The organism is Georgenia sp. SUBG003, assembly GCF_000715355.2.
Taxonomy (GTDB): Bacteria; Actinomycetota; Actinomycetes; order Actinomycetales; family Actinomycetaceae; genus Georgenia.
In genome coordinates this window covers 1,790,763-1,813,380 of record NZ_CP180204.1, presented here as the reverse complement: position 1 = coordinate 1,813,380, position 22,618 = coordinate 1,790,763, and the positions used below count along the sequence as shown (strand labels likewise).

Sequence of the window (22,618 nt, the reverse complement as noted above, 5' to 3'; positions counted from 1 at the left end):
CTCGCGTCACGCCGGACGGGTCGCCTTCCCGTCGAGCCAGAGCGTGTCCGACTCGTCGCTGTGCGTCGCGCCGGTTCCGACGTGCTTGGTGCTGATCCGCGGGCCGTTCCTGATGACGTGCCACACGGCCATCGCGTGGCCGCGACCGAGGCCGTAGTCCTCCTTGAGCCAGGCGACGACGTCACCGGCCTTGGCGCCCGGCTGGTCGAGACCCTTGCTGCGGGCGATCTCGAGCAGCTCGCGCGGGGTGAGTCCGGTCTTGTCCTCGATCGTGTCGAGGTAGGCCTGGAACGACATGGTGGAGTCCTTTCTACGACCGAGACGTTGCGGGGGGCGGCCGCAGGGTCGCTACGCGCTCGCCTGCGCCGTCGGGACGTCGGAGAGCTCGGCGATCCGGATGTGGTTGCCGAACGGGTCGCGCAGGCCGAAGTCCAGGCCGTACGGGCGACGCTCCGGCTCGTCGGTGATGTCGACGCCGCGCTCGACCAGCTGCTCGTACATCGCCTGTGCGTCGTCGGTGGTGAAGAAGAGGTGGCCGCCGGCGGCGCCCTTGGTCACGAGGTCCCGGACCTGCTCGGCGGTGCGGTCGTCCATCGACGGCGGACCCGGACGCTCCAGCAGGATCTGGTGGCCGTCGGGCGTCCTCACGGTGAGCCACCGCATGAACCCCAGGTCCTGGTCGTCGCCGACCTCGAGACCGAGGGTGCCGACGTAGAAGTCGAGGGCCTGCTGCTGGTCGAGGACGTACACCTGGCTGATGCGAAGCGTGCTGATCATCATCGGTCTCCCGGTTCGGGCCGCCGTCGGTCCGGCGGCTGACAGGGCACGACGCTACTCAGGCCCGCTCGCGCCGGGCTTCTCCGAAACTGCTCGAACCGCCGCACCCGGTACCGACCGGGCTGCCGGCGGACCGTCGTCGTCTCCGACGACCGTCCGGCCGGTGCCTCCGGCCCGTGCCGCGAGCGGTCTACGGAACGGCGCGGGTCGGCCGTACCCTGGAGGTGCCACAGAGCTGTGGCCGGAAGGGAGCATCATGATCCGTCTGCTCGTCCGGGCGCTGATCTTCCTCGTCTCGGCGGCGCTGGGTCTGCTGGCCGCCGCCTGGCTGCTGGAGGACGACTTCGTGCTGTCGGCGTCGGGGTTTATCGTCGCGGTGCTGGTGTTCACCGTCGCGCAGAGCGTGCTCTCGCCGTTCATCGCGAAGACGGCCGCCCGCTTCGCGCCGTCGTTCCTGGGCGGTATCGGGCTGGTCTCGACCCTGGTCGCACTGCTCCTGGCCACGCTCGTCTCGGACGGTCTGAAGATCTCCGGGGCCAAGGGCTGGATCCTGGGGACCGTCGTCGTCTGGTTGGTGACGGCCCTCGGCACGCTCGTGCTGCCGATGGTCTTCCTCAAGGAGAAGGCGTCCGAGCGCGGGCGGACCACAGGCCGCTGAGGGCCCCGCCCCGTCACCAGGAGTCGATCGGCCCCGCTCCGGACGGTGACGTGCCCCGGGGTCCGCTCGCGGCTCCCCCGAGGCTGCTCGGCCGGCTCCACCGCTTGACGAAGCAGGTGGGCACCGGCACGGCCGTCCCGGCGGCGCGGAACTCGCTCGGCGACGTCCCGACGATCTCCCGGAACGTCCGGCTGAACGTGCCCAGGCTGGCGAACCCCACGCTCATGCAGATGTCGGTGACGGAACGGTCGGTCTCGCGCAGGAGGCTCATCGCCCGCTCCACCCGCCGGCGCTGCAGGTAGCGGTGCGGGGTCTCGCCGAAGGCGTCCTTGAAGGTGCGGATGAAGTGCGCGTCCGACACCAGGGCGATGCGGGCCAGCGCCGGAATGTTCAGCGGCTCGGTGTACGCGCGGTCCATCGCGTCGCGGGCGCGCAGCAGCCGGCGGTTGGTCTGCTCCGACTCCCGGCTCACGGCACGATCCTGCTACGGGCGGCCCGGATGCTCCAGCACCTGCGCAGGAACGGGCGCCTCGTCCTCGATCCCGGCCCGGTGGCCCAGCCTCCGCAGCCACCGCACGAGCTGCCGGTGCACGGCGTCGGCCCCCTCGAGCGGCCCGCCACCGTCGAGGTGCCACGCGGCCGGGTGCAGCAGCACGGCCTGGGTCTGCCAGCCGCCGAGGCCGCCGTGGTTGCCGACGAGCTCCTCGTACGCGGCGACCTCCTCGGTGGCCCGGTCGAGCGGGCTGTTGATGACGAGGTCCCCGACGTGCGCGAGGCGGGCGTGCCGGCGCACCTCGCGGGGCGCGCGTTCCCCGAACGGCTCCACGGGGTCGGCTCCCTCCACGCGGTCCTCGTCCAGGTAGCGTGCGCCGCCGCGGCCCAGGGCCACGTGCCCGTGACCCGCGGTGTCGACGACGACGTCGCCGATCCCGGGGTGGGCGACGAGAGCGTCGACGAGCCCGGGGTACGCGGCGTCGATCTCCTCGCGCGTCATCCGTCCGGGGAACCGGGTGAGGTAGACCATCGCGAGGTTCCCCGACGCGATGACCACGGCGTCGGCCTCGGCCGCCTCACGCCCGGGAGCCTGCGCCCCGGCGGCGGGCTCCGGCTCGAGGTGCACCTCCTCCCCCACGGACCGTCCGCGCAGCGTCCGGCGCACCACGGTGCCGGTCGCGCCGCCCTGCTGGCCCACCTGCGAGAGCAGGGTGTTGGCGGGGCCGGCGGTCTCGGTCACGTCCGTGGCGGCGGCGACCGTGCCGCCCTTGACGAGCTCGCGCACGAGCTCCTCGAGGCTCTGGCCGTGACGCTGCCGGAACGTGGCGCCCTGGCTCTGCCCGTGGTCCGAGAGGACGACGAACTCGTACGGCCTCGGCGCCTGCTCCGACGCGCTCTGCAGCACGCCGATCAGGTGGTCGAGCCCCTCCAGCGACGCCATCGACTCCGGACGCGTCGGGCCGGCGTGATGGGCGATCTCGTCGTAGTCGGTGAAGTCGCAGAAGACCGACGGTGCCCCGGCCATCATCTGCTCGACGATGAGCCCGGCGTTGAGGTCGCGCAGCAGCACGTTGGTCACCGCGCGCAGGAGGATGTACGAGCCGTGGCGCTCGATCCGCGGCAGGACGTCGCGCCGGCGCTGCCGGCGGCCCTGGTGACGCTCCTTGAGCATCTCCCCCGCCGACAGCACGAGCGAGCGGGCCAGGCCGTAGGGATTCACGAAGAACGTGGCGTACCCGCGTGACGGGCCCTTCCCGGAGGCCCTGGCCGCGGGCACCTCGCTCATCGTGAGGAAGGCCTTCGGGGCGTCGCCGGTGAAGATGTTCGAGATGCTCACGCCGCCGTCGGCGAGGAGGCCGCGCCCGTCCGACAGGCGCTGCTGGATCACCGCGGCGTCCTGAGGCCGGTTGGCCACCAGCAGCCGGCCAGTCTCCTTCTCGTACCAGCGGAACGCCGGGATCTGGGCGCTGGCGCCGTGCAGGAAGCCAGCCTGGCTGGCCGGGGGTCGTGGACGGCAGCTGCACGTCCCACGGCACGGGGGTGTGGGTGCCGGTCCGCACCCAGCGGCTCATGGTCGGCAGGTTCCCGCTGCGCAACGCCCACCGCAGCAGCGGAGCAGAGAGCCCGTCGACCTGGATGACGACCACCCCGGGCACCGCCGTCGGGTCGGCCTCGGCGCGGGCGTGGCGGGACTGGCGCAGCAGGTGGGTGAGGAACGCCGTGTCGTCCCCGGCCGAGACGAGCCAGTTCACGGCGGTGACGAGCACGGAGAAGACCCAGGACGCCCAGAACGCACTCCAGAAGCCGTCGACGGTGATACCCGGTGAGAGGGCGAGGGCCGCGTAGAACAGCAGCGCCTCGGCGAACACGCCCGCCAGCAGGACCCCCGCCCAACCGACCACCAGCGCCAGCGACGTCATCAGCGGCTGGAACACCGCGGAGAGCACCGAGAGCAGCAGGGCGGCCACGAGAACGTCGAGACTGCCCGTGGCGCTCACCCCCGGCATGAGGGCGATCGTCAGCGAGAGGGCCAGCCAGGCCAGGACCAGCCCGACGGCGAGGCGCCGCAGCTCCGACCACGACCCGAGCCTGCGGCGGCGGAGCAGGCGCCAGCCCAGGCGCGACGCCGACGCCGGTCCGGCGCGGGCGGAGGAGCTGCCGCGGCCCGCCGACGTCGTCGCCCAGCTGCGGACGGCCTACGGGGCGTGACCGACGGCGGCGCCGCGCGCGTGGTGGAGTCCACAGCGCGTCGGCCGCCCTCCGTCCGGGCGTGTCGCGGGAGCGGGTGATAGTTTCTAAGTCCGTGGTCAACCATTCGACCCGGCTCCCCGGGAACCAGGCCAGCATCCCCCGACAGATCTTCGTGACGGGCGGCGTCGCCAGCTCGCTGGGGAAGGGCCTGACGGCCTCCAGCCTCGGCCATCTCCTCCGTGCCCGCGGGCTGCGGGTGGTGATGCAGAAGCTCGACCCCTACATCAACGTCGACCCCGGGACGATGAACCCGTTCCAGCACGGCGAGGTGTTCGTCACCGACGACGGCACCGAGACCGACCTGGACATCGGCCACTACGAGCGCTTCCTCGACGTGGAGCTGTCCGGCAAGGCCAACGCCACCACCGGCCAGGTCTACTCCACCGTCATCGCCAAGGAGCGGCGCGGCGAGTACCTCGGCGACACCGTGCAGGTCATCCCGCACATCACTGACGAGATCAAGGCGCGCATGCGTGCCCAGGCCGAGCCGGCCGACGGCGAGGAGCCGCCGGACGTCATCATCACCGAGATCGGCGGCACGGTCGGCGACATCGAGTCCCTGCCGTTCCTGGAGGCCGCCCGCCAGGTGCGCCAGGACATCGGGCGCGACAACGTGTTCTTCCTGCACGTCTCGCTCGTGCCGTACCTCGCCGCCTCCGGGGAGCTGAAGACCAAGCCCACCCAGCATTCCGTGGCGGAGCTGCGCTCGATCGGTATCCAGCCCGACGCCGTCGTCTGCCGCTCCGACCGGGACCTTCCCGAGGGCGTCAAGGCCAAGATCGCGGCGATGTGCGACGTCGACCGCGAGGCCGTCGTGACGTGCCCGGACGCCCCGAGCATCTACGAGATCCCCGCCGTGCTGCACCGCGAGGGCCTGGACGCGTACGTGGTGCGCCGCCTGGGCATGAGCTTCCGGGACGTCGACTGGACGGTCTGGGACCGGCTCCTCGAGCGGGTGCGACACCCGAAGGACGAGGTGGAGATCGCGCTCGTCGGCAAGTACATCGACCTGCCCGACGCCTACCTCTCCGTCACCGAGGCGCTGCGCGCCGGCGGCTTCCACCACCGGGCACGGGTGAACCTGCGCTGGGTGCCCTCCGACACCTGCGACACCGCGGAGGGGGCCCGGAGGGCGCTCGAGGGCGTCGACGCCGTGCTGGTCCCCGGCGGGTTCGGGGTGCGGGGCATCGAGGGCAAGCTCGGCGCGCTGCGCCACGCCCGTGAGAACCAGATCCCCACGCTCGGCATCTGCCTGGGCCTGCAGTGCATGGTCATCGAGGCCGCCCAGAACCTGCTCGGCCTCACCGGGGCGAGCTCCACCGAGTTCGACCCGGCGACCCCCGACCCCGTCGTCGCCACCATGGAGGAGCAGCTGGCGATCGTGGGCGGCGAGGGCGACCTGGGCGGGACGATGCGCCTGGGCCGCTACGAGGCCGTCCTCGAGCGGGGCTCGCTCGCGGCAGAGGTCTACGGCTCCGAGCGCGTCACCGAGCGCCACCGGCACCGCTACGAGGTCAACAACTCCTACCGCGAGGCGCTCGACGGCGTCGGCCTGAGGATCTCCGGCCGCTCGCCGGACTCCTCCCTGGTGGAGTTCGTCGAGCTCGACCGGTCGCTGCACCCCTACTACATCTCCACCCAGGCGCACCCCGAGTTCAAGTCCCGCCCCACCCGCGCCCACCCGCTGTTCGCGGGACTGGTCGGGGCGGCCCTGGAGCGTCAGCGGTCCACCCGCCTGCTCGAGGTGGACGAGCCGGAGGTGGTCGGCGAGGAGCACGAGCGCGTCGGCGAGGAGGCTCTCGCCGTCGCCGCCGAGCGGGACGAGGCGTGAGCGGCCCCGACGGCGTCACCCCCAGGGCGGGCGACGGGGCGGAGCCGGCCGACGGCGCGGCCCTCGCCGACGTCAAGGACCCGAGTCGCGAGGTCGTCGACCGTACGCGTCTGCACGAGGGCAGGGTCTTCGACCTCGTGGCCGACCACGTCCGGCTGGACCCGGACGACGGCGAGCCCGTCGTGCGCGAGTACCTCGACCACCCCGGGGCGGTGGCCGTCGTCGCGCTGCGCGGCGAGCCCGGCGCGGAGGAGGTCCTGCTCATCCAGCAGTACCGGCACCCGGTGCGGGCGCTGCTGTGGGAGATCCCGGCGGGCCTGCTCGACGTGGAGGGCGAGGACCACGTCGTCGCGGCCGCACGCGAGCTCCACGAGGAGGCCGACCTGAGGGCCGACCGGTGGGACGTGCTGGTGGACTACTTCACCTCACCGGGGGGGCTCCGACGAGTCGCTGCGCGTCTACCTCGCCCGCGGCCTCGCCGAGGTGCACGAGGACGACCGTCACGAGCGCGAGGACGAGGAGCGTGACATGCCGACGCGGTGGGTGCCGCTCGACGAGGCGGTCGCGGCCGTCCATGAGGGCAGGGTGCACAACCCGAGCGCCGTCGTCGGCATCCTCGCGACCGCGAGCGCCCGTGCCCGGGGTTGGGCCCCGCTGCGCGCGGCCGACGTGCCCTGGATGCGCTGAGGACCTCGCGGCCGCCGCCGCAAACCTGAAAGGCGCTGCGACCGCCGCCACCCTCTGGCGGGACGTCAACTCCTCCGCGAGACGTCATGAGTTCATGACGACTCGGGGAGGAGTTGACGTTTCAGGGAGTACTTGACGTCTCAGGGAGAACTTGACGTCTCCGGCGGGAGGGCGCCTCAGGCGACGAGCTCGCGGCGCGCGTACAGCGCGCTGCACGCGAACGTCGTCACCACGACGACGAGCGCGGCGCCGAGCATGTGCAGCCCCACGAGGACCTCCGGCAGCCCGGTGAAGTACTGCGTGTACCCGATGCCCCCCTCGAGCACGGTCACGGCGAGCAGTCCCCACCACGCGCTGCGCGCGCCGTCGAGCTCCGCCCCGGCGCGGCGCCGGACCAGGAACGTCGCGCCGACGACGATGACGGCCACGAAGAGCCACACCGACGCCGAGTGCGCGCGCGTGACCAGCAGGGGGTCGAGGGCGTAGCGGAACGCCTGCTCCTCGTCGCCCGAGTGCGGTCCCGTCCCGGTCACGACCGTGCCGAGGACCACGACCGCCGCCGCGGTCAGCGCGAGGACCCAGGGGAGCGGGCGCCACGGCGAGGGTGTCAGCGCCGTCGCCGGTCCGTCCGCCGACCGCAGCCGCACCAGCAGGTATGCGGACACGGCCACGAGTGCGAGCGAGATGAGCATGTGGGACCCGACGATCGCCGGGTGCAGGTCGTACCAGACGGTGATGCCGCCGACGACGGCCTGCAGCGCGATGCCGGCCAGGGGCACCCAGGCGAGACGCCGGAGCCCGGCAGGGCGGGACGCCGTCGGCCGTCGGCGGTAGACGGCCCACAGCAGCGCCACGGCGATGACGCTCAGCACCCCGGTCAGGGTGCGGTTGCCGAACTCGATGTACGGGTGGATCGACGTCGCCTCGTGGAAGACCGGGGTGAAGGAGCCCGGCTCGCACATCGGCCACGACGAGCAGCCGAGCCCCGAGTCGGTCAGGCGTACCGCGCCGCCCGTGACGATGATGCCGATCTGCGCGACGAGGTTCGCCACCGCCAGACCCCAGGTGAGTCCGTCGACCCGGGCCGTCCGGTCCGCCGTCGGGACGCGGTCGGCCGGTGCGGAGACGTCGCCGGTGCTCCCGGTGCGGCGGGTGGGGTCGGTCGCGGTGCTCACCGGTCCAGGTACGTGGGCGCGGGCCGGGCAACCGGCCTCGGCGGCGTGGTCCCCGCCACGGCCCTCCCGCCTGCCCGGGTGTCGCTCCCGGGGTCACTCCCAGCGGAAGGTCCGCGCGGCCACCCACGTGCACACGGTCGCCCACAGCGCGAGCACGACGGCGGCGCCGACACCTGGACCACGTCGCCGACGCCTACGCGGCCATGGACGAGCGCCGCGCGATCAAGTCCCTGCTCACCGTCAGCCAGCCCTGATCCCGCAGCGGAGACACCCCGAACAGCGCGATGGCCCCGCAGCCGAGGGGTCGCGAACGTCCGCCCCTGGCCTGGGGGGTCATCGCGCTGCGAGACGCACGGCAGCAAGACTGGATCGAACGTCCAACCGACCACCCGACAACGAAGGGAATCAAGTCATGAGCGACGTCGTCGTCATCATCGGGTCCGGCCAGATCGGGCAGGCCATCGGCCGCAGGGTCGCCGCGGGCAAGCACGTGGTGCTCGCCGACCTGCGGCGGGAGAACGCCTGAAGTGGCCGTCCAGACCTTCCTCGAACGCGGGCTTCGAGGCCGAGCCCGCCGGTCGTCGACATCGCCTCACGCGAGTCGGTTCGGCGCTGGTCGCGACCGCGACGGCGCGCGGGCAGGTGACCACCCTCATCCACGCAGCCGGGGTCTCCCCGTCGCAGGCGCCGGTCGTGCCGAGCCGGCGGGCCCGAGGTCGCCGTGGCCGTGGCCGGCGTGCCCGTGCTCCTCGGCGTGCGAGTGCACGTACCCGCCCTGCTCGTCGGCGTGGAAGTGCGGGGCCATCGGGCCGGGATCGACCGGGGTGTGCCGCCCGCCCTGGTGCGCCGCCAGCATCTCGTGCACCCAGCGCACAGGGCGGCCACCGACGCCGGGACCTCGCGGGAGAGCGCGAGCACGGGCCGGCCGTCGCGGGCCGCCTCGCCGTCGGCCACCATGGCCTCGACGTCGACGCCGACGTAGGGGGCGAGGTCGGTCTTGTTGACCACGAGCAGGTCCGCGCGGGCGATGCCCGGGCCGCCCTTGCGGGCCACGTCACCCCCGCCGGCGACGTCGAGGACGAAGATCTGCGCGTCGACCAGCGCCGGGGAGAACGTGGCGGTGAGGTTGTCGCCGCCGGACTCGACGAGGACGACGTCGAGCGGCGCGAAATCCTCCTCGAGGTCCTCCACCGCGAGGAGGTTGGCGGTCACGTCGTCGCGGATGGCGGTGTGCGGGCACGCGCCGGTCTCCACCGCCCGGATCCGCTCCGGGGAGAGCACGCCGGCGGAGCGCAGGAACCGGGCGTCCTCGTCGGTGTAGATGTCGTTCGTGATGACGCCGAGCCGCAGCTCGCCGGACAGCTCGCGGCACAGCAGCGCGATCAGCGAGCTCTTGCCGGTGCCCACCGGGCCGGCAACACCGAGGCGCAACGAGCGGGTGGTCGGGGTGGTGTTCTCAGGCACTGAACAGCCTCTCGGTCGTGGTGGCGTGGATCTCGGCCCACAGCTCGACGAGCGGCGCGCCGCCGGCCGGGATGTCGGACGCGGCGGTCAGGTGGGCCGTGCGGGTGACAAGGTCCTCGACGAGCGCGTGCGCGTCCAGGACCCACCGGGTGGCGGTGACCGGGTCGACCGGGGCGAGCTTGAGGGTGGCCGAGGCGATCGTCTGCGCGTCGTCGTAGCCGACCTGCCGGGCGACGTGCTCGGCGTCGAGCCCGGCGCGGGCGGCGATCATCCCGAGCGCGACGGGGCGCGAGACCTGACGCCGGCGGGCGGACGGCTCGGCGGGGCGCCGACGGTCGCCGTCGTCAGGCCAGAGCCGGTCGAGGAGACGGACGTACCCGCGGCCGAGCATGCGCGAGCTCCTGCGCAGCGCGGCGCTGGGCGTACGGGCCGCCCAGGCGGTCTCGACGGCGGCCAGGTCACCGCCCGTCAGGGCCACGTGCCGGGCGACGACTGCGGTCCCCGCCTCGACGGCGGTCACGGTGCGCAGCCGCGCCGCGATGTACGCCGGCACGTCCGCCGGGTCGAGGCCGGCACGCAGCGCCGGCTCCAGGCCGGCGGACTGGGTGTGCGCGCCGGTGGGCAGGCGTGCGTCCGAGAGCATCGCCAGGAGCAGCGGCTGGGAGGGCGCGGCCATCAGAACAGGGAGTACAGCTGGGCGAGCGGGGAGCCGCTCGGCGGGCGCGGGGGACGATCCGCTCGCCGTCGACGTCGATCTGGAAGGTCTCGGGGTCGATCGTGATGGCGGGCAGGGCGTCGTTGTTCCGCATCTGCGCCTTGCCGACGGCGCGGGTGTCGGCGAGCGGGAGGAGACGACGGCGCAGCCCCAGCCGGCCGGCGAGGCCGTCCTCGATCGCGGCCGGCGAGACGAACGTGGCCGACAGCTCCGGGGCGACGGCGTCGGCCAGGGTGGGCCGCTGCAGGACGGGCTGCGGGGTCGGGATGGAGGCGTTGGGGTCGCCCAGCGCGCCCCGGACGATGGCGCCGCCCTTGAGGACGACGTCGGGGCGGAAGCCGAACAGCTTGGGGTCCCACAGCACCAGGTCGGCCATCTTGCCGACCTCCACCGAGCCGATGTGCCGCTCCACGCCGTGGGCGATCGCCGGGTTGATCGTGTACTTGGCGACGTAGCGGCGGGCGCGCTCGTTGTCCGCCGGCAGGGCGGTGCCGAGCGGGCCGCGCGCCGCCTTCATCACGTGGGCCACCTGCCAGGTGCGGGTGACCACCTCCCCGATGCGCCCCATGGCCTGGGCGTCGGAGGAGGTGATGGACAGGGCGCCGAGGTCGTGCAGCACATCCTCGGCGGCGATGGTGGTGGCCCGGATGCGGGACTCGGCGAACGCGAGGTCCTCGGGCACCTGGGGGTTGAGGTGGTGGCAGACCATGAGCATGTCCAGGTGCTCGGCCACCGTGTTCACGGTGTGCGGCAGCGTCGGGTTGGTGGATCCGGGCAGCACGTACGGCTCCGCCGCCAGGCGCAGGATGTCGGGCGCGTGCCCGCCACCGGCGCCCTCGGTGTGGAACGCGTGGATGGACCGGCCGGCGATGGCGCCGATCGTCGACTCGACGAAGCCGGCCTCGTTGAGGGAGTCCGAGTGCAGGGCCACCTGCAGCCCCCAGTCGGCGGCGGCGCGCAGCGCGGCGTCGATGGCGGCGGGGGTCGATCCCCAGTCCTCGTGCACCTTGTAGCCGCCGGCGCCGGCGAGCGCCTGCTCGGCGAGGCCCTCGGCGCTCACCGTGTTGCCCTTGCCCAGCAGGATGACGTTGACCGGAAGCGGGTCGAGGCTGCGGTGGATCGTCCCCAGGTGCCAGGCGCCGGGCGTGACGGTGGTGGCCTTGGTGCCCTCGGACGGGCCCGTGCCGCCGCCGGCGATGGTCGTGATGCCGGTGGCGAGGGCCTCGTGGACCTGGGACGGCGAGATGAGGTGGACGTGGGAGTCGAAGCCGCCGGCGGTGAGGATCCTGCCCTCGCCGCTGATGACGTCCGTGGAGGGGCCGATGCACAGGCCGGGGTGGACGCCGTCGGCGATGTCGGGGTTGCCCGCGCGGCCCAGGGCCACGATCACGCCGTCGCGGATGCCGACGTCGGCGCGCACGATACCCCACCAGTCGAGGACCACCGCGTTCGTGATGACCGTGTCCGGCGCGCCGTCGGCGCGCGTGGTCGTGCCCTGGGCCATCGACTCCCGGACCGACTTCCCGCCGCCGAAGACGGCCTCCTCGCCTCCGAAGGTGAGGTCCTGCTCGATCTCGATCCACAGGTCGGTGTCGCCGAGGCGGACCTGGTCGCCGACGGTGGGGCCGTACAGGGCGGCGTAACGTTCGCGGGAGATCTCAACCATCGTCGCGCCCTCCCGTTCCGCCGCCGAGGTGCACGGCGGCCGCGCCGTCGTCCCGGGGTGGGCCGTCCAGCCAGCCGCCGTCGTCCTTCGGCCGGACGCCGGGGACGGGTCGTGGCGGCGAAACGGGACTGCAGGCCCGCCGCCGTGCCGGCGCCGGTGCCGAGCATGCCGAGCACCAGCAGCAGGGTGGAACCGGTCTGTGCCGCCGCCACCAGCAGCCCCGTCCCCGCGGCCGCCACCGCCCAGGCGAGGGTCAGCGACCCCACGCGCCCCACCGCGCGGCGAGCGCACCGAGCGGGAACGCCGCCAGCGCCGCGCCCACGGTCGTGGAGGACCGGGCGAGCCCCGCCCACGTCTCCGAGGCGGTCACCTGCTCGGCGAGGAGAACCCCCACCGACGGGGCGGCGCCGATCCCGAGGGTCCCCAGCACCTGGGCCAGGAGCAGGGTGGTCAGCGTGCGCCGCCGCGCGCGGACGACCTCGGGGAGCTCGAGCCAGGTGGTGGGCGGACAAGCGGCGCTCACGCGCGGTCCTCGCCGCGACGGACGCCGGCGAGCAGGAGCTGGGCCACGTCGAGAACCTCGACGTCGTCGCCGTTGGCGGCAGCGCCGTCGGAGAGCATGGTGATGCAGAAGGGGCACCCGGTGGCCACCGCGGACGCCCCCGTCCCCGCCGCCTCACGGGCGCGCTCGACGTTGACGCGGGTGCCGATCTTCTCCTCCATCCACACCCGGGCCCCGCCGCCGCCGCAGCACATGGCGTCGACGCCGGAGCGCGGCATCTCCGTCACCTGCACCCCGTCGAGGGCGCCGAGCAGCTCCCGCGGCGGCGCGTAGACCTGGTTGTGGCGGCCCAGGTAGCACGGGTCGTGGTAGGTCACCGTCCGTGCGCCGTCCTCGTCCGGACCGGGCGGCACCGGGCGCAGCCTGCCCTCGCGCACCAGCCGGTCGAGGAGCTGGGTGTGGTGCAGCACCTCGTAGTGCCCGCCCAGCTGGGGGTACTCGCGGGCGAGGGTGTTGAAGCAGTGCGCGCAGGTGACCACGATCTTCGTCGCGCCCGCCTCGGCGAGGGTCTCGACGTTCTGGGCGGCGAGCATCTGGAACAGCAGCTCGTTGCCCGACCGCCGGGCGGGGTCCCCGGTGCAGGACTCGCCGTCGCCGAGGACGGCGAAGGTGACCCCGGCGGTGTGCAGCAGCTCCGCGACCGCGCGGGTGGTGCGCCGCGCCCGGTCCTCGAAGGCGCCGGCGCACCCGACCCAGAACAGGTAGTCGACCTCGGCGGCGGACTCCACGTCCGCCCCGACCACCGGCACCTCGAAGTCCAGGTCCCTGGCCCAGTCGAGGCGCTTGCGCGGCGCCATGCCCCAGGGGTTGCCCTTGGACTCGAGCTTCCTGAACATCGGCCCCAGCTCCGCCGGGAACGCCGAGGCCATGAGCACCTCGTGCCGGCGCAGGTCGAGGATGTGGTCGACGTGCTCGATGTCCACCGGGCACTGCTGCACGCATGCGCCGCAGGTGGTGCACGCCCACAGCACGTCCGGGTCGACGACGTCCGGGACGAGGGTGTCCGGCACCGCCGCCACGCCGCCCGGGCCGGTGGCCCCGGAGGCGGCGAGCGCCCCGAGCACGTCACCCGTGTGGGGCCGGAACCCGTCCCGCCCCGCCACGGCGGCGGTGACGTCGTCCGCCCGGCCCGCCCCCGCGGCGCCGGGTCCGTCGGCCGCTCTCGCCGCCCGCAGGAACGGGGCGGCCGCCGCGGCGTGGTCGCGCAGCGCGAGGGTGAACAGCTTCGGCGAGAGCGGTTTCCCGGTGTTCCACGCCGGGCACTGCTCCTGGCAGCGGCCGCACTCGGTGCACGTGGAGAAGTCGAGCAGCCCCTTCCAGGTGAAGTCCTCGATGCGCCCGACGCCGAGGGTGGCGTCCTCCGGCAGGTCCTCGAGCGCCTCGACGTCGAGAATCTTCCCGTCGACGGCCACCGGCGGCAGCGGTCCCAGCGCGGGGGCGCCGTCGGGCTCGCGCCGGGCGTAGACGTTGACCAGGGCGAGGAACCGGTGCCAGGCCACACCCATCGTCGGCTGCAGGCCGACGACCACGAGCCACGCCAGCGAGACGAGAATCTTCACCGCGGCGACGGCGGCGATCCCCCCGGCGAGGACGCCCCGGTCAGCGCCGGCGAGCAGCTCGCCGAGCCAGGCGGTGAGGGGGGAAGTGCAGCGGCGTGGCCAGCGCGGCCTGGTCGGCGCTGCCGCCGGAGAGCCACGCGTGCTCGAGGGCGCGCAGCGCGAGCACGCAGAGGAGGACGCCGAGGATCACGCCCTCGACGACGTAGGCCTGCCACCGCGTCGAGCCGAAGAACCGCGAGCGGCGGGCCACGTCGAGGTCCTCGCGGCGGTCCGGCCGGGTGCGCCGGCGGACCAGGATGAGCCACCCGATCCCCGCGAGCCCGAGCCACGCGACCGCCTCCGTCAGCCACTCCCACGGCGCCCAGTGGCCGATCAGGGGCAGTGCGAAGCCCGGGTCGACCAGCTGCCCGTAGCCGGTGACGAGGGTGAGGAAGAGCAGCGGGAACGACGCCATGACCACCCAGTGCGCCAGGCGGACCGCCGGGCGGTGCTGGAACCGCCCGTGGCCGAGGACCTCCTTCAGGAGCGTGAGCGTGCGACGCCCCGCGGGGGCGAGGCGGCCGGCCGGCGCGCGCCCGACACCCACCTGCCGGACGATGGCCACGACGCCGCGGGCGAACACGGCGAGCGCGGCCACGGTCGCGAGCGCGACGGTCACGAGCAGAACGGTCTGCAGCACGGCGATCCTTCCGACCCGGTGCGGTTCGCCACACCGTACCTCCGCCCGCGGACACCGCAGCGGGGCCGCCGGCCCGGGACCGGCGGCACCGACGTGCGCCCGCCCCGGTCCACGCCGCCGCGGGAGCCGTGAAAAGGCGCCACCCGTCCGGTTCCCGGGCGGCGGACGCCGGAGGGCCGGCGCGGGGCCCGGTTGATAAAGTGGCGGCAGATCCCCTGTCCGCGCCTGCTTCGGCGCCTGGGCCCTCTCGTCCGCCGGGTTGTACGGGGCGTACTGACCTGACCGAATATCGAGCTCGCGGAGCCGCCCGTGCTACAGCTGCTGACGATCCATCTGGTGGCGGCCCTGCTCGCGCCCGTGATTGTCGGCCGCTTCGGACGTCGGGCCTTCGTCGGGCTCGCCGCGGTGCCCGCCTCCGCGGCGGTGTGGGCCGCCACGCAGACCTCCGCCGTCCTCGCGGGCGACTACCCGGTCCAGTCCGTCCCGTGGGTCCCGGCGCTGAGCATCGACCTCGTCCTCCGGCTCGACGGCCTGTCCTGGCTGATGGTGCTCGTCGTCGGCGGGATCGGTGCCCTGGTCCTCGTCTACTGCGCCGCCTACTTCTCCGCGACCGCCACCGCCCTGGGCCGTTTCGCCGGCGTCTTCGTCGGGTTCGCGGCGGCGATGCTCGGCCTGGTCGTCACCGACAACTCCCTGATGCTCTACGTCTTCTGGGAGCTGACGACCGTCTTCTCGTACCTGCTGATCGGCCACTACCACGAGCGGCAGTCCTCCCGGCGGGCGGCCATGCAGGCGATCCTCGTGACCACCCTGGGCGGGCTCGCGATGCTCGGCGGGCTGATCGTCCTCGGCGAGGTCGACGGCGGTTCGTACCTGATCAGCGAGCTCGTCGCCTCCGCCGGCGCCGGCCAGCTCGGTGCCGGCGCGCCCCCCCGCGCTGGTCCCGGTCGCCGTCGGCGCCGTCCTTCTCGGTGCGCTGAGCAAGTCCGCCCAGGTCCCGTTCCACTTCTGGCTCCCGGCCGCCATGGCCGCCCCGACGCCGGTCAGCGCGTACCTGCACGCCGCCGCCATGGTCAAGGCGGGCGTGTACCTGGTCGCCCGGTTCGCGCCCGGCATGGCGGAGCTGCAGGTCTGGCGGTGGATGGTGGTCGGCCTCGGCCTGCTCACCCTGCTGGTCGGCGGGTACCGGGCCCTGCGCCAGCACGACCTCAAGCTCGTCCTCGCCTTCGGCACCGTCTCCCAGCTCGGGCTGATCGTCGTCCTGGTCGGGTACGGAGACCGTGCCGTCGCCCTCGCGGGCCTGGCGATGCTGCTCTCCCACGCCCTGTTCAAGGCGTGCCTGTTCCTCCTCGTCGGCGTCATCGACTGGTCGGTCGGCAGCCGTGACCTGCGCCAGCTCTCCGGGCTGGGACGGCGGATGCCGGTGGCGGCGGTCGGGGCCGCCGTCGCCGTCGCCTCGATGGCCGGGGTGCCCCCCACGCTCGGCTACGTGGCCAAGGAGGCGGCGCTGGAGGCCCTGGTGCACCGGGGCACCGGCGCGGACCTCTGGGTGCTGGCGGCGGTGGCCCTCGGCTCGGTCCTGACCATGGCCTACGGGCTGCGCTTCTGGTGGGGCGCGTTCTGGGACAAGCCCGGGGTGACGGAGCCCGAGGCCCAGCGCACCTCCCGCCTCATCATGGCGTCCCCGGTCGTCCTCGCCGTCCTGAGCCTCGCCCTCGGGCTGGTGCCGGGGACCGTCGAACGCTTCCTCGCGCCCTTCGCCGACACCTACCCGGGCGAGGCGGGGGCACCTGACGCTGTGGGGCGGGTTCGGTGTGCCCGTGGCGGTCACCGCCGGCGTGATCGTCCTCGGTGCCGCGATGTTCGCCTGGCGCAGGCCGGTCGAGCGCTTCCAGCGGTCCTTCCGGGACGTCGAGGGCGCCGAGGGCGCCTACCGCCGCACCCTGCGGGCGCTGGACAACGTCTCGGCCGACGTCACCGCCCTGACCCAGCGCGGCTCCCTGCCGGCGTACCTCTCCACCGTCCTCATCACCGTCGTGGTCGTGGTCCTCGGCGCCGCGGCCGTGGGCGGCGTGGCCTGGCCCGAGCGGTTCCACGTCTGGGACAGCCCGGCGCAGCTCGCGACCGCCGCCGTCATCGCCGTGGCCGCCTTCCTCACCGCCCGTGCCCGCCGCCGCCTCAAGGCGGTGCTGCTGCTGGGTGTCGCCGGGTACGGCGTCGCGCTCCTCTACGAGCTGCAGGGCGCCCCGGACCTCGCCCTGACCCAGGTGCTGGTCGAGACCGTCACGCTGGTCGTGTTCGTCCTCGTCCTGCGTCGCCTGCCGGCGTACTTCTCCAACCGGCCCCTCGCCACCTCGCGCTGGTGGCGCGCGATCCTGGGCGCGGCCGTCGGCGTCACGGTGGCGGCCCTCGGCGTCATGGCTGCCGGCGCCCGCGTGCACGAGCCGGTGTCGGTGGCGTACCCGGACGAGGCGTACCAGTACGGCTACGGCAAGAACATCGTCAACGTCACCCTGGTGGACATCCGCGCCTGGGACACCATGGGCGAGATCTCCGTGGTCCTCGTCGCCGCCACCGGCGTCGCCTCCCTCGTCTTCCTCCGCACCCGGATCGGGCACATCGACCGGGCGGCCGACGCGCGCCGGACGCCGCTGTGGGCCCGCGGCAAGGGCGAGAGCCACGGCGGCGCCCGCCTGCGCAGCGGCCTGCTCACGAAGCCGCGGGCCGGCCGGGTCCCGGGCCGCGGCCGGACCTGGCTCACCGCCGGCGCCACCGTGGCCCCGCAGCGCCGCTCCGTCATCTTCGAGGTCGGCACGCGGATGGTGTTCCACACCATGCTCGTGTTCTCGCTGTACCTGCTCTTCGCGGGCCACAACGCCCCCGGCGGCGGGTTCTCCGGCGGGCTGGTGGCCGGCATCGCCCTGACGGTGAGGTACCTGGCCGGCGGGCGCTACGAGCTCGGCGAGGCCGCACCTGTCCACCCGGGGCACCTTCTCGGCACGGGTCTCTTCCTCTCCGCCGGGGCCGGCGCCGTGCCCGTTCTGTTCGGCGGGACGATCCTGCAGTCGACGATCATCGACGTCACGCTGCCCCTCTTCGGCGACGTCCACCTCGCCACGGCGCTGTTCTTCGACATCGGTGTCTACCTCGTGGTCATCGGTCTCGTGCTCGACATCCTGCGCTCGCTCGGCGCCGAGGTGGACCGCCACGGCGAGATCGAGGGCAACCAGGCGCCCGACGTCGCCTTCGACGACCCCGCCCACGTGACCGACGACGCCGTGCCGGCGCCGGACGCCCGGCGCGACGACGAAGCCCTCAGCCGGCGAGGAGGTGCCCGATGAACATCGACATGGCCCCCAACCTGTCCCTGGTCCTCCTCGTCGCCGTGCTCGTCGGCACCGGCGTCTACCTGCTGCTCGAGCGCTCCCTGAGCCGCGTCATCATCGGCATCGCCCTGGTCGGCAACGGCGTCAACGTGCTCATGCTCGTCGCCGGCGGCGACGCCGGCGGTCCTCCGCTGCTCGGCGAGACCGCCCCCGAGGACATGTCCGACCCCCTGCCGCAGGCCATGGTGCTCACCGCCATCGTCATCACCCTCGGCATGACCGCCTTCCTGCTCGCGATGGCGTACCGGTCCTGGCAGCTCAACGGCCACGACGAGGTGCAGGACGACCTCGAGGACCGCCGCATCGCCCGCCGCGCCGCCCGGGACGAGCTCTCCGAGCGTGCCACCGACGACTCCGGGGCCACCCTCGCCGAGGACGCCGCCGACACGAGGGACGAGACCGCCCGCGGCGAGGACGAGCACGCGCGCGCGGGCCACCACCCGGCCGCCATGGGCGCCGACGACGAGGAGGCCAAGCCGTGACCTGGCTCGTCGCCCTTCCCGTGGTCCTGCCGCTCATCGGGGCCGGGCTCGCCCTGGCGCTCGCCCGCCACCCGCGCGTGCAGGGCGTGGTGTCCGTCTCGGTCCTCTCCGTCGTGCTCGGCGTCTCCGTCGCGCTGCTCGTGATGGTCGACTCGGGGCCGATGGTCCTCGACGTCGGCGGCTGGGCCGCACCCGTGGGCATCTCGCTGGTGGTGGACCGGCTCGCCGCGCTCATGCTCGTCGTCTCGGTCACCGTGACGCTGGCCGTCCTCCTGTACTCCCTGGCGCAGGGCGTCGCCGACGGTGACGAGGGCGCCCCGCTCGCGGTGTACCACCCGACGTTCCTGGTCCTGTCCGCCGGTGTCTCCAACACCTTCGTCTCGGGGGACCTGTTCAACCTCTACGTCGGCTTCGAGATCCTGCTGGCGGCGAGCTTCGTGCTCATCACCCTCGGCGGCACCCGCGACCGCATCCGGTCCGGCACGATCTACGTGGTCGTGTCGCTGATCAGCTCGGTCATCTTCCTGGTGGCGATCGCCCTGATCTACGCCGCCACGGGCACGGTGAACATGGCCCAGCTGGCCCTGCGCCTGCCGGAGATCGACCCGGACACCCAGCTGATCCTGCAGCTGATGCTGCTCGTGGCGTTCGGCATCAAGGCGGCCGTCTTCCCGCTCTCCGCCTGGCTGCCCGACTCCTACCCGATCGCCCCCGCGCCGGTCACCGCCGTGTTCGCGGGCCTGCTCACCAAGGTCGGCGTCTACGCGATCATCCGGACGCAGGTCCTCCTCTTCCCGGACGGGCGGGTCGACGACCTGCTCAAGGTAGTCGCCCTCGCCACGATGGTGATCGGCATCCTCGGCGCCGTGGCGCAGGAGGACATCAAGCGTCTGCTGTCCTTCACCCTGGTGAGCCACATCGGGTTCATGGTCTGGGGCGTCTCGCTGTCCTCGGAGGCGGGCCTGTCGGCGGCGATCTTCTACGTCGCCCACCACATCACCGTCCAGACCGCGCTCTTCCTCGTCGCGGGCCTGATCGAACGGCGCGGCGGGACGACGTCGCTCGTCCGGCTCGGGTCGCTCGCGCGCGTCGCGCCGCTCCTGGCGGTGCTGTTCTTCGTCCCGGCCGTGAACCTCGGGGGCATCCCGCCGATGAGCGGCTTCCTCGGCAAGGCCGGCCTGATCGGGGCGGCGGCCCAGGACGGCACAGGCCTGTCCTACGCCCTGATCGCCGGCGGCCTGATGACGTCCCTGCTCACCCTGTACGCGATCGTGAAGACGTGGAACATGGCGTTCTGGCAGGAGGCGCCGGAGCCGCTGCCCGAGACCTCCACGCCGGCCGGGATGGTCGGCCCGGCCGCCGGGCTGGTCGCCTTCTCCCTCCTGCTGGCCGCTCTCGCGGGTCCGCTGTACGGCTACACCGAGCACGCGTCGCGGGACCTGCGGGCGCGCGTGCCCTACATCGTCTCCGTCCTGCCCGAGCAGGGGCGCGGCACCGGCCAGTCGCCCGAGGTCACCGAGCGCGGGCAGCGCGGGGAGCCCGAGAGCGAGCACGGCAGCAGCGACGGAGGGGAGGAGCAGTGAGCGCAACCACGACGGGCGAACCGGTCGCCGACGGCCGACGCCGGCGCTGGCCCCGGACGTCCTGGGGCATGCTCGCCTGGCTGACGGCGGTGTGGGTCCTGCTGTGGGGCGACATCACGCTCGCGAACGTCGTCGCCGGCCTGGGCATCGCCCTCTTCGTCACCACCGTGGCGCCGCTGCCGCGCACCCCGTTCGACGCCCGGTTCCGCCCGTGGGGCCTGGTCCGGCTCGTGGTGAGGTTCGCCTACGACGTCGTCGTCGCGTCCGTCCAGATCGCGTGGATGGCGCTCGCCGGGCGCAAGCCGCAGGGCGCGGTGATCCGAGTGCGCCTGCGCTCGCACTCCGACACCTACCTCACCGCCACCGCCGGGTTCACCTCGCTCGTGCCGGGCTCGATCGTCGTCGAGGCGCACCGCGTCACCGGCACCCTCTACATCCACGTCTTCGACGTCGGCCTGCACGGCGGGCTGGACGCCGCCCACCGCATCGTGCTGGAGCAGGAGGAGCGCATCCTGCGGGCCGTCGCCTCGAAGGAGGAGCTGGTCGACGCCGGGTACGTGCCCGGGTCCTCGCCCCGGGCCGGGCGGATCCCGAGGACGGCGGGGGAGGTGCGGCGATGACCTCGACCATCGTGTTCGCCTACTGCCTCGTGGTCCTCGCCGTCGCGGCGCTGGTGGCCCTGACCCGCATGGAGAAGGGCCCCACCATGCTCGACCGGGTGGTCTCGCTCGACGTCGTCACCGCCGTCGTCCTCGGTGCGGTCGCGCTGGTCAGCGCCCGCACCGCCCGGACCGACCTCGTCCCCGTGCTCGTCGTCCTGTCGATCGTGGGCTTCGTCGGCTCCGTCACCATCGCCCGCTTCGCGGCCGTCGAGGCCCCCGAGGAGGCCCGCATCCTCACCAAGGAGGAGCTCGCCGAGGTGCTCGCGCACCAGCGGGCGCTCACCGACGAGGACGCGCCGGTCCACGACCCGGACGCCGACGACGCCGACGAGGGACGCGAGGGCGAGGACGACGACGCCGCCGACGCGCAGGCGGTGGACGCCCGCCTCGACGCGGAGCCCGAGGGCGGACGCGAGGACAGACCCGCGCCGGCAGGGGAGGACCGATGAGCTGGACCGACGTCGCCGACGTGACCGGCACGATCCTCCTCGCGCTGGGCTCCACGCTCACGCTCGTCGCCGCCGTGGCGATCCTGCGGTTCGACGACCTGCTCTCCCGCATGCACGCCGCCACCAAGCCGCAGGTGCTCGGCCTGGTGCTGATGATGACCGGCGTGGCGCTCATCGTGCGAAACCCGGTGGCCGCCTGGACGCTCGTGCTGGTGGTCGCCTTCCAGCTGATCACCGCCCCGATCTCCGCGCACATGGTGGGCCGCGCCGGGTACCGGACCGGCAAGGTCGACCCCGAGACGCTCGCCGTCGATGAGCTGACGGAGGACCTGCGGGCCTCCGACGAGCTCTCGGACGAGGAGGTGGAGCGCCGGATCGCCGAGCTGAGCAAGGACTTCGAGCGCCCCGACGGCGGGCCGGCACCCGGACGGCGCTGACCCGCCGGTGGACCTGTCATGCAGGTGGCGGCCCGGTCGGGCATGATCGACCTGCACGAGACGAGCCGCCACGGCGCCGCGAGGACGAGGGAGTACGGCATGGACATCGGCTGGAGAGTCGTCAGCACCGGGGCGACGATCGCCGCCACGTTCCTCACCACCAAGGCGGTCACCGCCGGCTGGAAGGCCGTCACCGGGCACGAGCCGCCCGTGGACGAGGACGACCCCGACGTCGAGTGGTGGGAGGTCATCGCCTTCACGGTGGTCTCCGGCGCCCTGCTGGGCCTCGCGCGTCACCTCGCCCTGCGCGGCGCCACCAAGTGGTACGGCGGTCCGGTGGGGAAGCGCATCGACCAGGTGTGACGTCGCGGTGCTAGGGTGCCGGTGAGACGACAGGGGAGCGCCGGACGGCGCTGAGAGTGCGGAGATCCGCAGACCCTCGAACCTGCACCGGTTAGCACCGGCGAAGGAAGTCGGGACACCTCTCCCTGCGGCTGGCGCGCCCGCGCCCGTCGCAGCCCCTCCTGCATCCTGGGAGGACAGAATGAACCGCACCACGCGCCGCCATCTCGCGCGCACCACCACCACCACCGCCGCCACCGCCGTCGCCGCCCTCGCCCTGGCGGGCTGCAGCCTGAGCGGCGGGGACGACGACGGCGGAGCGGCCGCCGACGGCACGGGCACCGGAGGGGAGGGCGGCGGCAAGCTCACCGTCGTCACCCACGACTCCTTCAACCTCAGCCAGGAGCTTCTCGACCAGTTCGAGGCCGACACCGGCTACCAGCTGGAGATGGTCGCCCCCGGCGACGGCGGAGCCCTCGTCAACCAGCTGATCCTCACCGCCGACTCCCCCCCTCGGCGACGTCGTCTACGGCATCGACAACTCCTTCGCCGCCCGCGCGATCGACGCCGGGGTGCTCGAGCCGTACAGCCCCGAGGTACTGCCCGCCTCCGCCGAGCAGTACGCCGCGGACGACTCCGGCTCCCTCACCCCGGTCGACATGGGGGACGTCTGCCTGAACGTCGACCACCAGTGGTTCGCCGAGAAGGGGATCCCGGAGCCCACCACGCTCGAGGACCTCACCGATCCCGCCTACAAGG

Annotated in this window: 20 protein-coding genes, 7 pseudogenes and 1 riboswitch; of the genes and pseudogenes, 15 read left to right on the top strand and 12 right to left on the bottom strand. The window is 73.5% G+C overall.

All coding sequences use genetic code 11. From position 1 onward, the window contains the following. Positions 1–6: 6 nt before the first annotated feature. Positions 7–297 (bottom strand): DUF4287 domain-containing protein, encoded by a 291-nt coding sequence (locus DA06_RS08950; RefSeq protein WP_043499233.1) that lies wholly within the window; start codon positions 295–297, stop codon positions 7–9. A gap of 51 nt (positions 298–348) precedes the next feature. Continuing rightward, on the bottom strand, positions 349–780 hold the full coding sequence (locus DA06_RS08945) for a VOC family protein (RefSeq protein WP_418607458.1): 432 nt from the start codon (positions 778–780) through the stop codon (positions 349–351). 253 nt (positions 781–1,033) lie between these two features. Between DA06_RS08945 and DA06_RS08940 the strand changes: the two genes are divergently transcribed. After that, complete coding sequence (locus DA06_RS08940) at positions 1,034–1,435, top strand: phage holin family protein (RefSeq protein ID WP_043499231.1); 402 nt, start codon at positions 1,034–1,036, stop codon at positions 1,433–1,435. Between the two features lie 13 nt (positions 1,436–1,448). Here DA06_RS08940 and DA06_RS08935 read toward each other — a convergent pair whose 3' ends face one another. Both DA06_RS08935 and DA06_RS08930 read right to left on the bottom strand, forming a co-directional pair. After that, complete coding sequence (locus DA06_RS08935) at positions 1,449–1,907, bottom strand: helix-turn-helix transcriptional regulator (RefSeq protein WP_052436554.1); 459 nt, start codon at positions 1,905–1,907, stop codon at positions 1,449–1,451. Between the two features lie 12 nt (positions 1,908–1,919). Then, complete coding sequence (locus tag DA06_RS08930; protein WP_052436553.1) at positions 1,920–3,344, bottom strand: alkaline phosphatase family protein; 1,425 nt, start codon at positions 3,342–3,344, stop codon at positions 1,920–1,922. Between the two features lie 92 nt (positions 3,345–3,436). Between DA06_RS08930 and DA06_RS08925 the strand changes: the two genes are divergently transcribed. Further along, complete coding sequence (locus tag DA06_RS08925; protein WP_052436552.1) at positions 3,437–3,775, top strand: hypothetical protein; 339 nt, start codon at positions 3,437–3,439, stop codon at positions 3,773–3,775. Here the strand turns inward: DA06_RS08925 and DA06_RS08920 are convergent. Further along, positions 3,751–3,936: pseudogene (locus DA06_RS08920) on the bottom strand (hypothetical protein); the annotation flags it as partial. The gene DA06_RS08925 and the pseudogene DA06_RS08920 overlap by 25 nt on opposite strands. Between DA06_RS08920 and DA06_RS08915 the strand changes: the two are divergent. The 3 genes and pseudogenes from DA06_RS08915 (at position 3,917) to DA06_RS08905 (ending at position 6,698) form a co-directional block, all read left to right on the top strand. Next, a complete protein-coding gene (locus tag DA06_RS08915) occupies positions 3,917–4,138 on the top strand; it encodes a hypothetical protein (protein WP_418607456.1) in 222 nt (73 codons plus the stop codon). The pseudogene DA06_RS08920 and the gene DA06_RS08915 sit on opposite strands and share 20 nt — an antisense overlap. Positions 4,139–4,232: 94 nt before the next feature. Next, positions 4,233–6,011: a CTP synthase gene (locus DA06_RS08910; RefSeq protein WP_052436551.1), complete on the top strand. Its 1,779-nt coding sequence runs from the start codon at positions 4,233–4,235 to the stop codon at positions 6,009–6,011. Beyond that, positions 6,008–6,698, top strand: a pseudogene (locus DA06_RS08905) (NUDIX domain-containing protein). Before DA06_RS08910 ends, DA06_RS08905 begins: the two are co-directional and overlap by 4 nt. Before the next feature lie 176 nt (positions 6,699–6,874). Here the strand turns inward: DA06_RS08905 and DA06_RS08900 are convergent. From DA06_RS08900 to DA06_RS08870, 7 genes and pseudogenes are all read right to left on the bottom strand, one after another. Next, positions 6,875–7,873, bottom strand: coding sequence for a COX15/CtaA family protein (locus DA06_RS08900; protein ID WP_052436550.1), 999 nt, complete (start codon positions 7,871–7,873; stop codon positions 6,875–6,877). A 652-nt stretch (positions 7,874–8,525) separates the two neighbouring features. Further along, positions 8,526–9,337: pseudogene (ureG, locus tag DA06_RS08895) on the bottom strand (urease accessory protein UreG). After that, entirely contained in the window at positions 9,330–9,857 is a 528-nt protein-coding gene (locus tag DA06_RS08890; RefSeq protein ID WP_418607943.1) for an urease accessory protein UreF, read from the bottom strand. Before DA06_RS08890 ends, ureG begins: the two are co-directional and overlap by 8 nt. A 155-nt stretch (positions 9,858–10,012) precedes the next feature. Continuing rightward, positions 10,013–11,718: pseudogene (locus tag DA06_RS08885) on the bottom strand (urease subunit alpha). A 253-nt stretch (positions 11,719–11,971) separates the two neighbouring features. Further along, positions 11,972–12,241 carry a hypothetical protein gene (locus DA06_RS08880; protein ID WP_043499206.1) on the bottom strand — a complete coding sequence of 90 codons (270 nt, stop codon included), beginning with the start codon at positions 12,239–12,241 and terminating at the stop codon, positions 11,972–11,974. Continuing rightward, positions 12,238–13,839: a (Fe-S)-binding protein gene (locus tag DA06_RS08875; RefSeq protein WP_418607454.1), complete on the bottom strand. Its 1,602-nt coding sequence runs from the start codon at positions 13,837–13,839 to the stop codon at positions 12,238–12,240. The genes DA06_RS08880 and DA06_RS08875 overlap by 4 nt, the downstream gene beginning before the upstream one ends. A 40-nt stretch (positions 13,840–13,879) precedes the next feature. Further along, entirely contained in the window at positions 13,880–14,518 is a 639-nt protein-coding gene (locus tag DA06_RS08870) for a hypothetical protein (protein ID WP_418607452.1), read from the bottom strand. Positions 14,519–15,061: 543 nt separating this feature from the next. On the opposite strand from DA06_RS08870, the pseudogene DA06_RS08865 reads away from it, so the two are divergent. The 10 genes and pseudogenes from DA06_RS08865 to DA06_RS08820 all read left to right on the top strand — a co-directional run. Then, positions 15,062–15,346 (top strand): annotated as a pseudogene (locus DA06_RS08865) (proton-conducting transporter membrane subunit); the annotation flags it as partial. A gap of 88 nt (positions 15,347–15,434) precedes the next feature. Next, a pseudogene (locus DA06_RS08860) lies at positions 15,435–16,040 on the top strand (proton-conducting transporter membrane subunit); the annotation flags it as partial. A gap of 298 nt (positions 16,041–16,338) precedes the next feature. Next, positions 16,339–17,859 carry a hydrogen gas-evolving membrane-bound hydrogenase subunit E gene (mbhE, locus tag DA06_RS08855; protein ID WP_418607451.1) on the top strand — a complete coding sequence of 507 codons (1,521 nt, stop codon included), beginning with the start codon at positions 16,339–16,341 and terminating at the stop codon, positions 17,857–17,859. Further along, positions 17,856–18,386, top strand: a complete 531-nt coding sequence (locus tag DA06_RS08850) for a Na(+)/H(+) antiporter subunit C (RefSeq protein ID WP_052436549.1) — start codon at positions 17,856–17,858, stop codon at positions 18,384–18,386. Before mbhE ends, DA06_RS08850 begins: the two co-directional genes overlap by 4 nt. Next, on the top strand, positions 18,383–19,969 hold the full coding sequence (locus DA06_RS08845) for a Na+/H+ antiporter subunit D (RefSeq protein ID WP_052436548.1): 1,587 nt from the start codon (positions 18,383–18,385) through the stop codon (positions 19,967–19,969). The genes DA06_RS08850 and DA06_RS08845 overlap by 4 nt, the downstream gene beginning before the upstream one ends. Continuing rightward, entirely contained in the window at positions 19,966–20,589 is a 624-nt protein-coding gene (locus DA06_RS08840; protein ID WP_043499203.1) for a Na+/H+ antiporter subunit E, read from the top strand. The genes DA06_RS08845 and DA06_RS08840 overlap by 4 nt, the downstream gene beginning before the upstream one ends. Continuing rightward, positions 20,586–21,080, top strand: coding sequence for a monovalent cation/H+ antiporter complex subunit F (locus tag DA06_RS08835; protein WP_418607449.1), 495 nt, complete (start codon positions 20,586–20,588; stop codon positions 21,078–21,080). The genes DA06_RS08840 and DA06_RS08835 overlap by 4 nt, the downstream gene beginning before the upstream one ends. Continuing rightward, complete coding sequence (mnhG, locus tag DA06_RS08830; protein ID WP_418607448.1) at positions 21,077–21,517, top strand: monovalent cation/H(+) antiporter subunit G; 441 nt, start codon at positions 21,077–21,079, stop codon at positions 21,515–21,517. Before DA06_RS08835 ends, mnhG begins: the two co-directional genes overlap by 4 nt. An 18-nt stretch (positions 21,518–21,535) precedes the next feature. Next, complete coding sequence (locus DA06_RS08825; protein WP_052436547.1) at positions 21,536–21,880, top strand: DUF4235 domain-containing protein; 345 nt, start codon at positions 21,536–21,538, stop codon at positions 21,878–21,880. Between the two features lie 21 nt (positions 21,881–21,901). Then, a riboswitch (TPP riboswitch) is annotated at positions 21,902–22,006 on the top strand. Positions 22,007–22,431: 425 nt separating this feature from the next. Further along, positions 22,432–22,608 (top strand): annotated as a pseudogene (locus DA06_RS08820) (ABC transporter substrate-binding protein); the annotation flags it as partial. Positions 22,609–22,618: the final 10 nt, after the last annotated feature.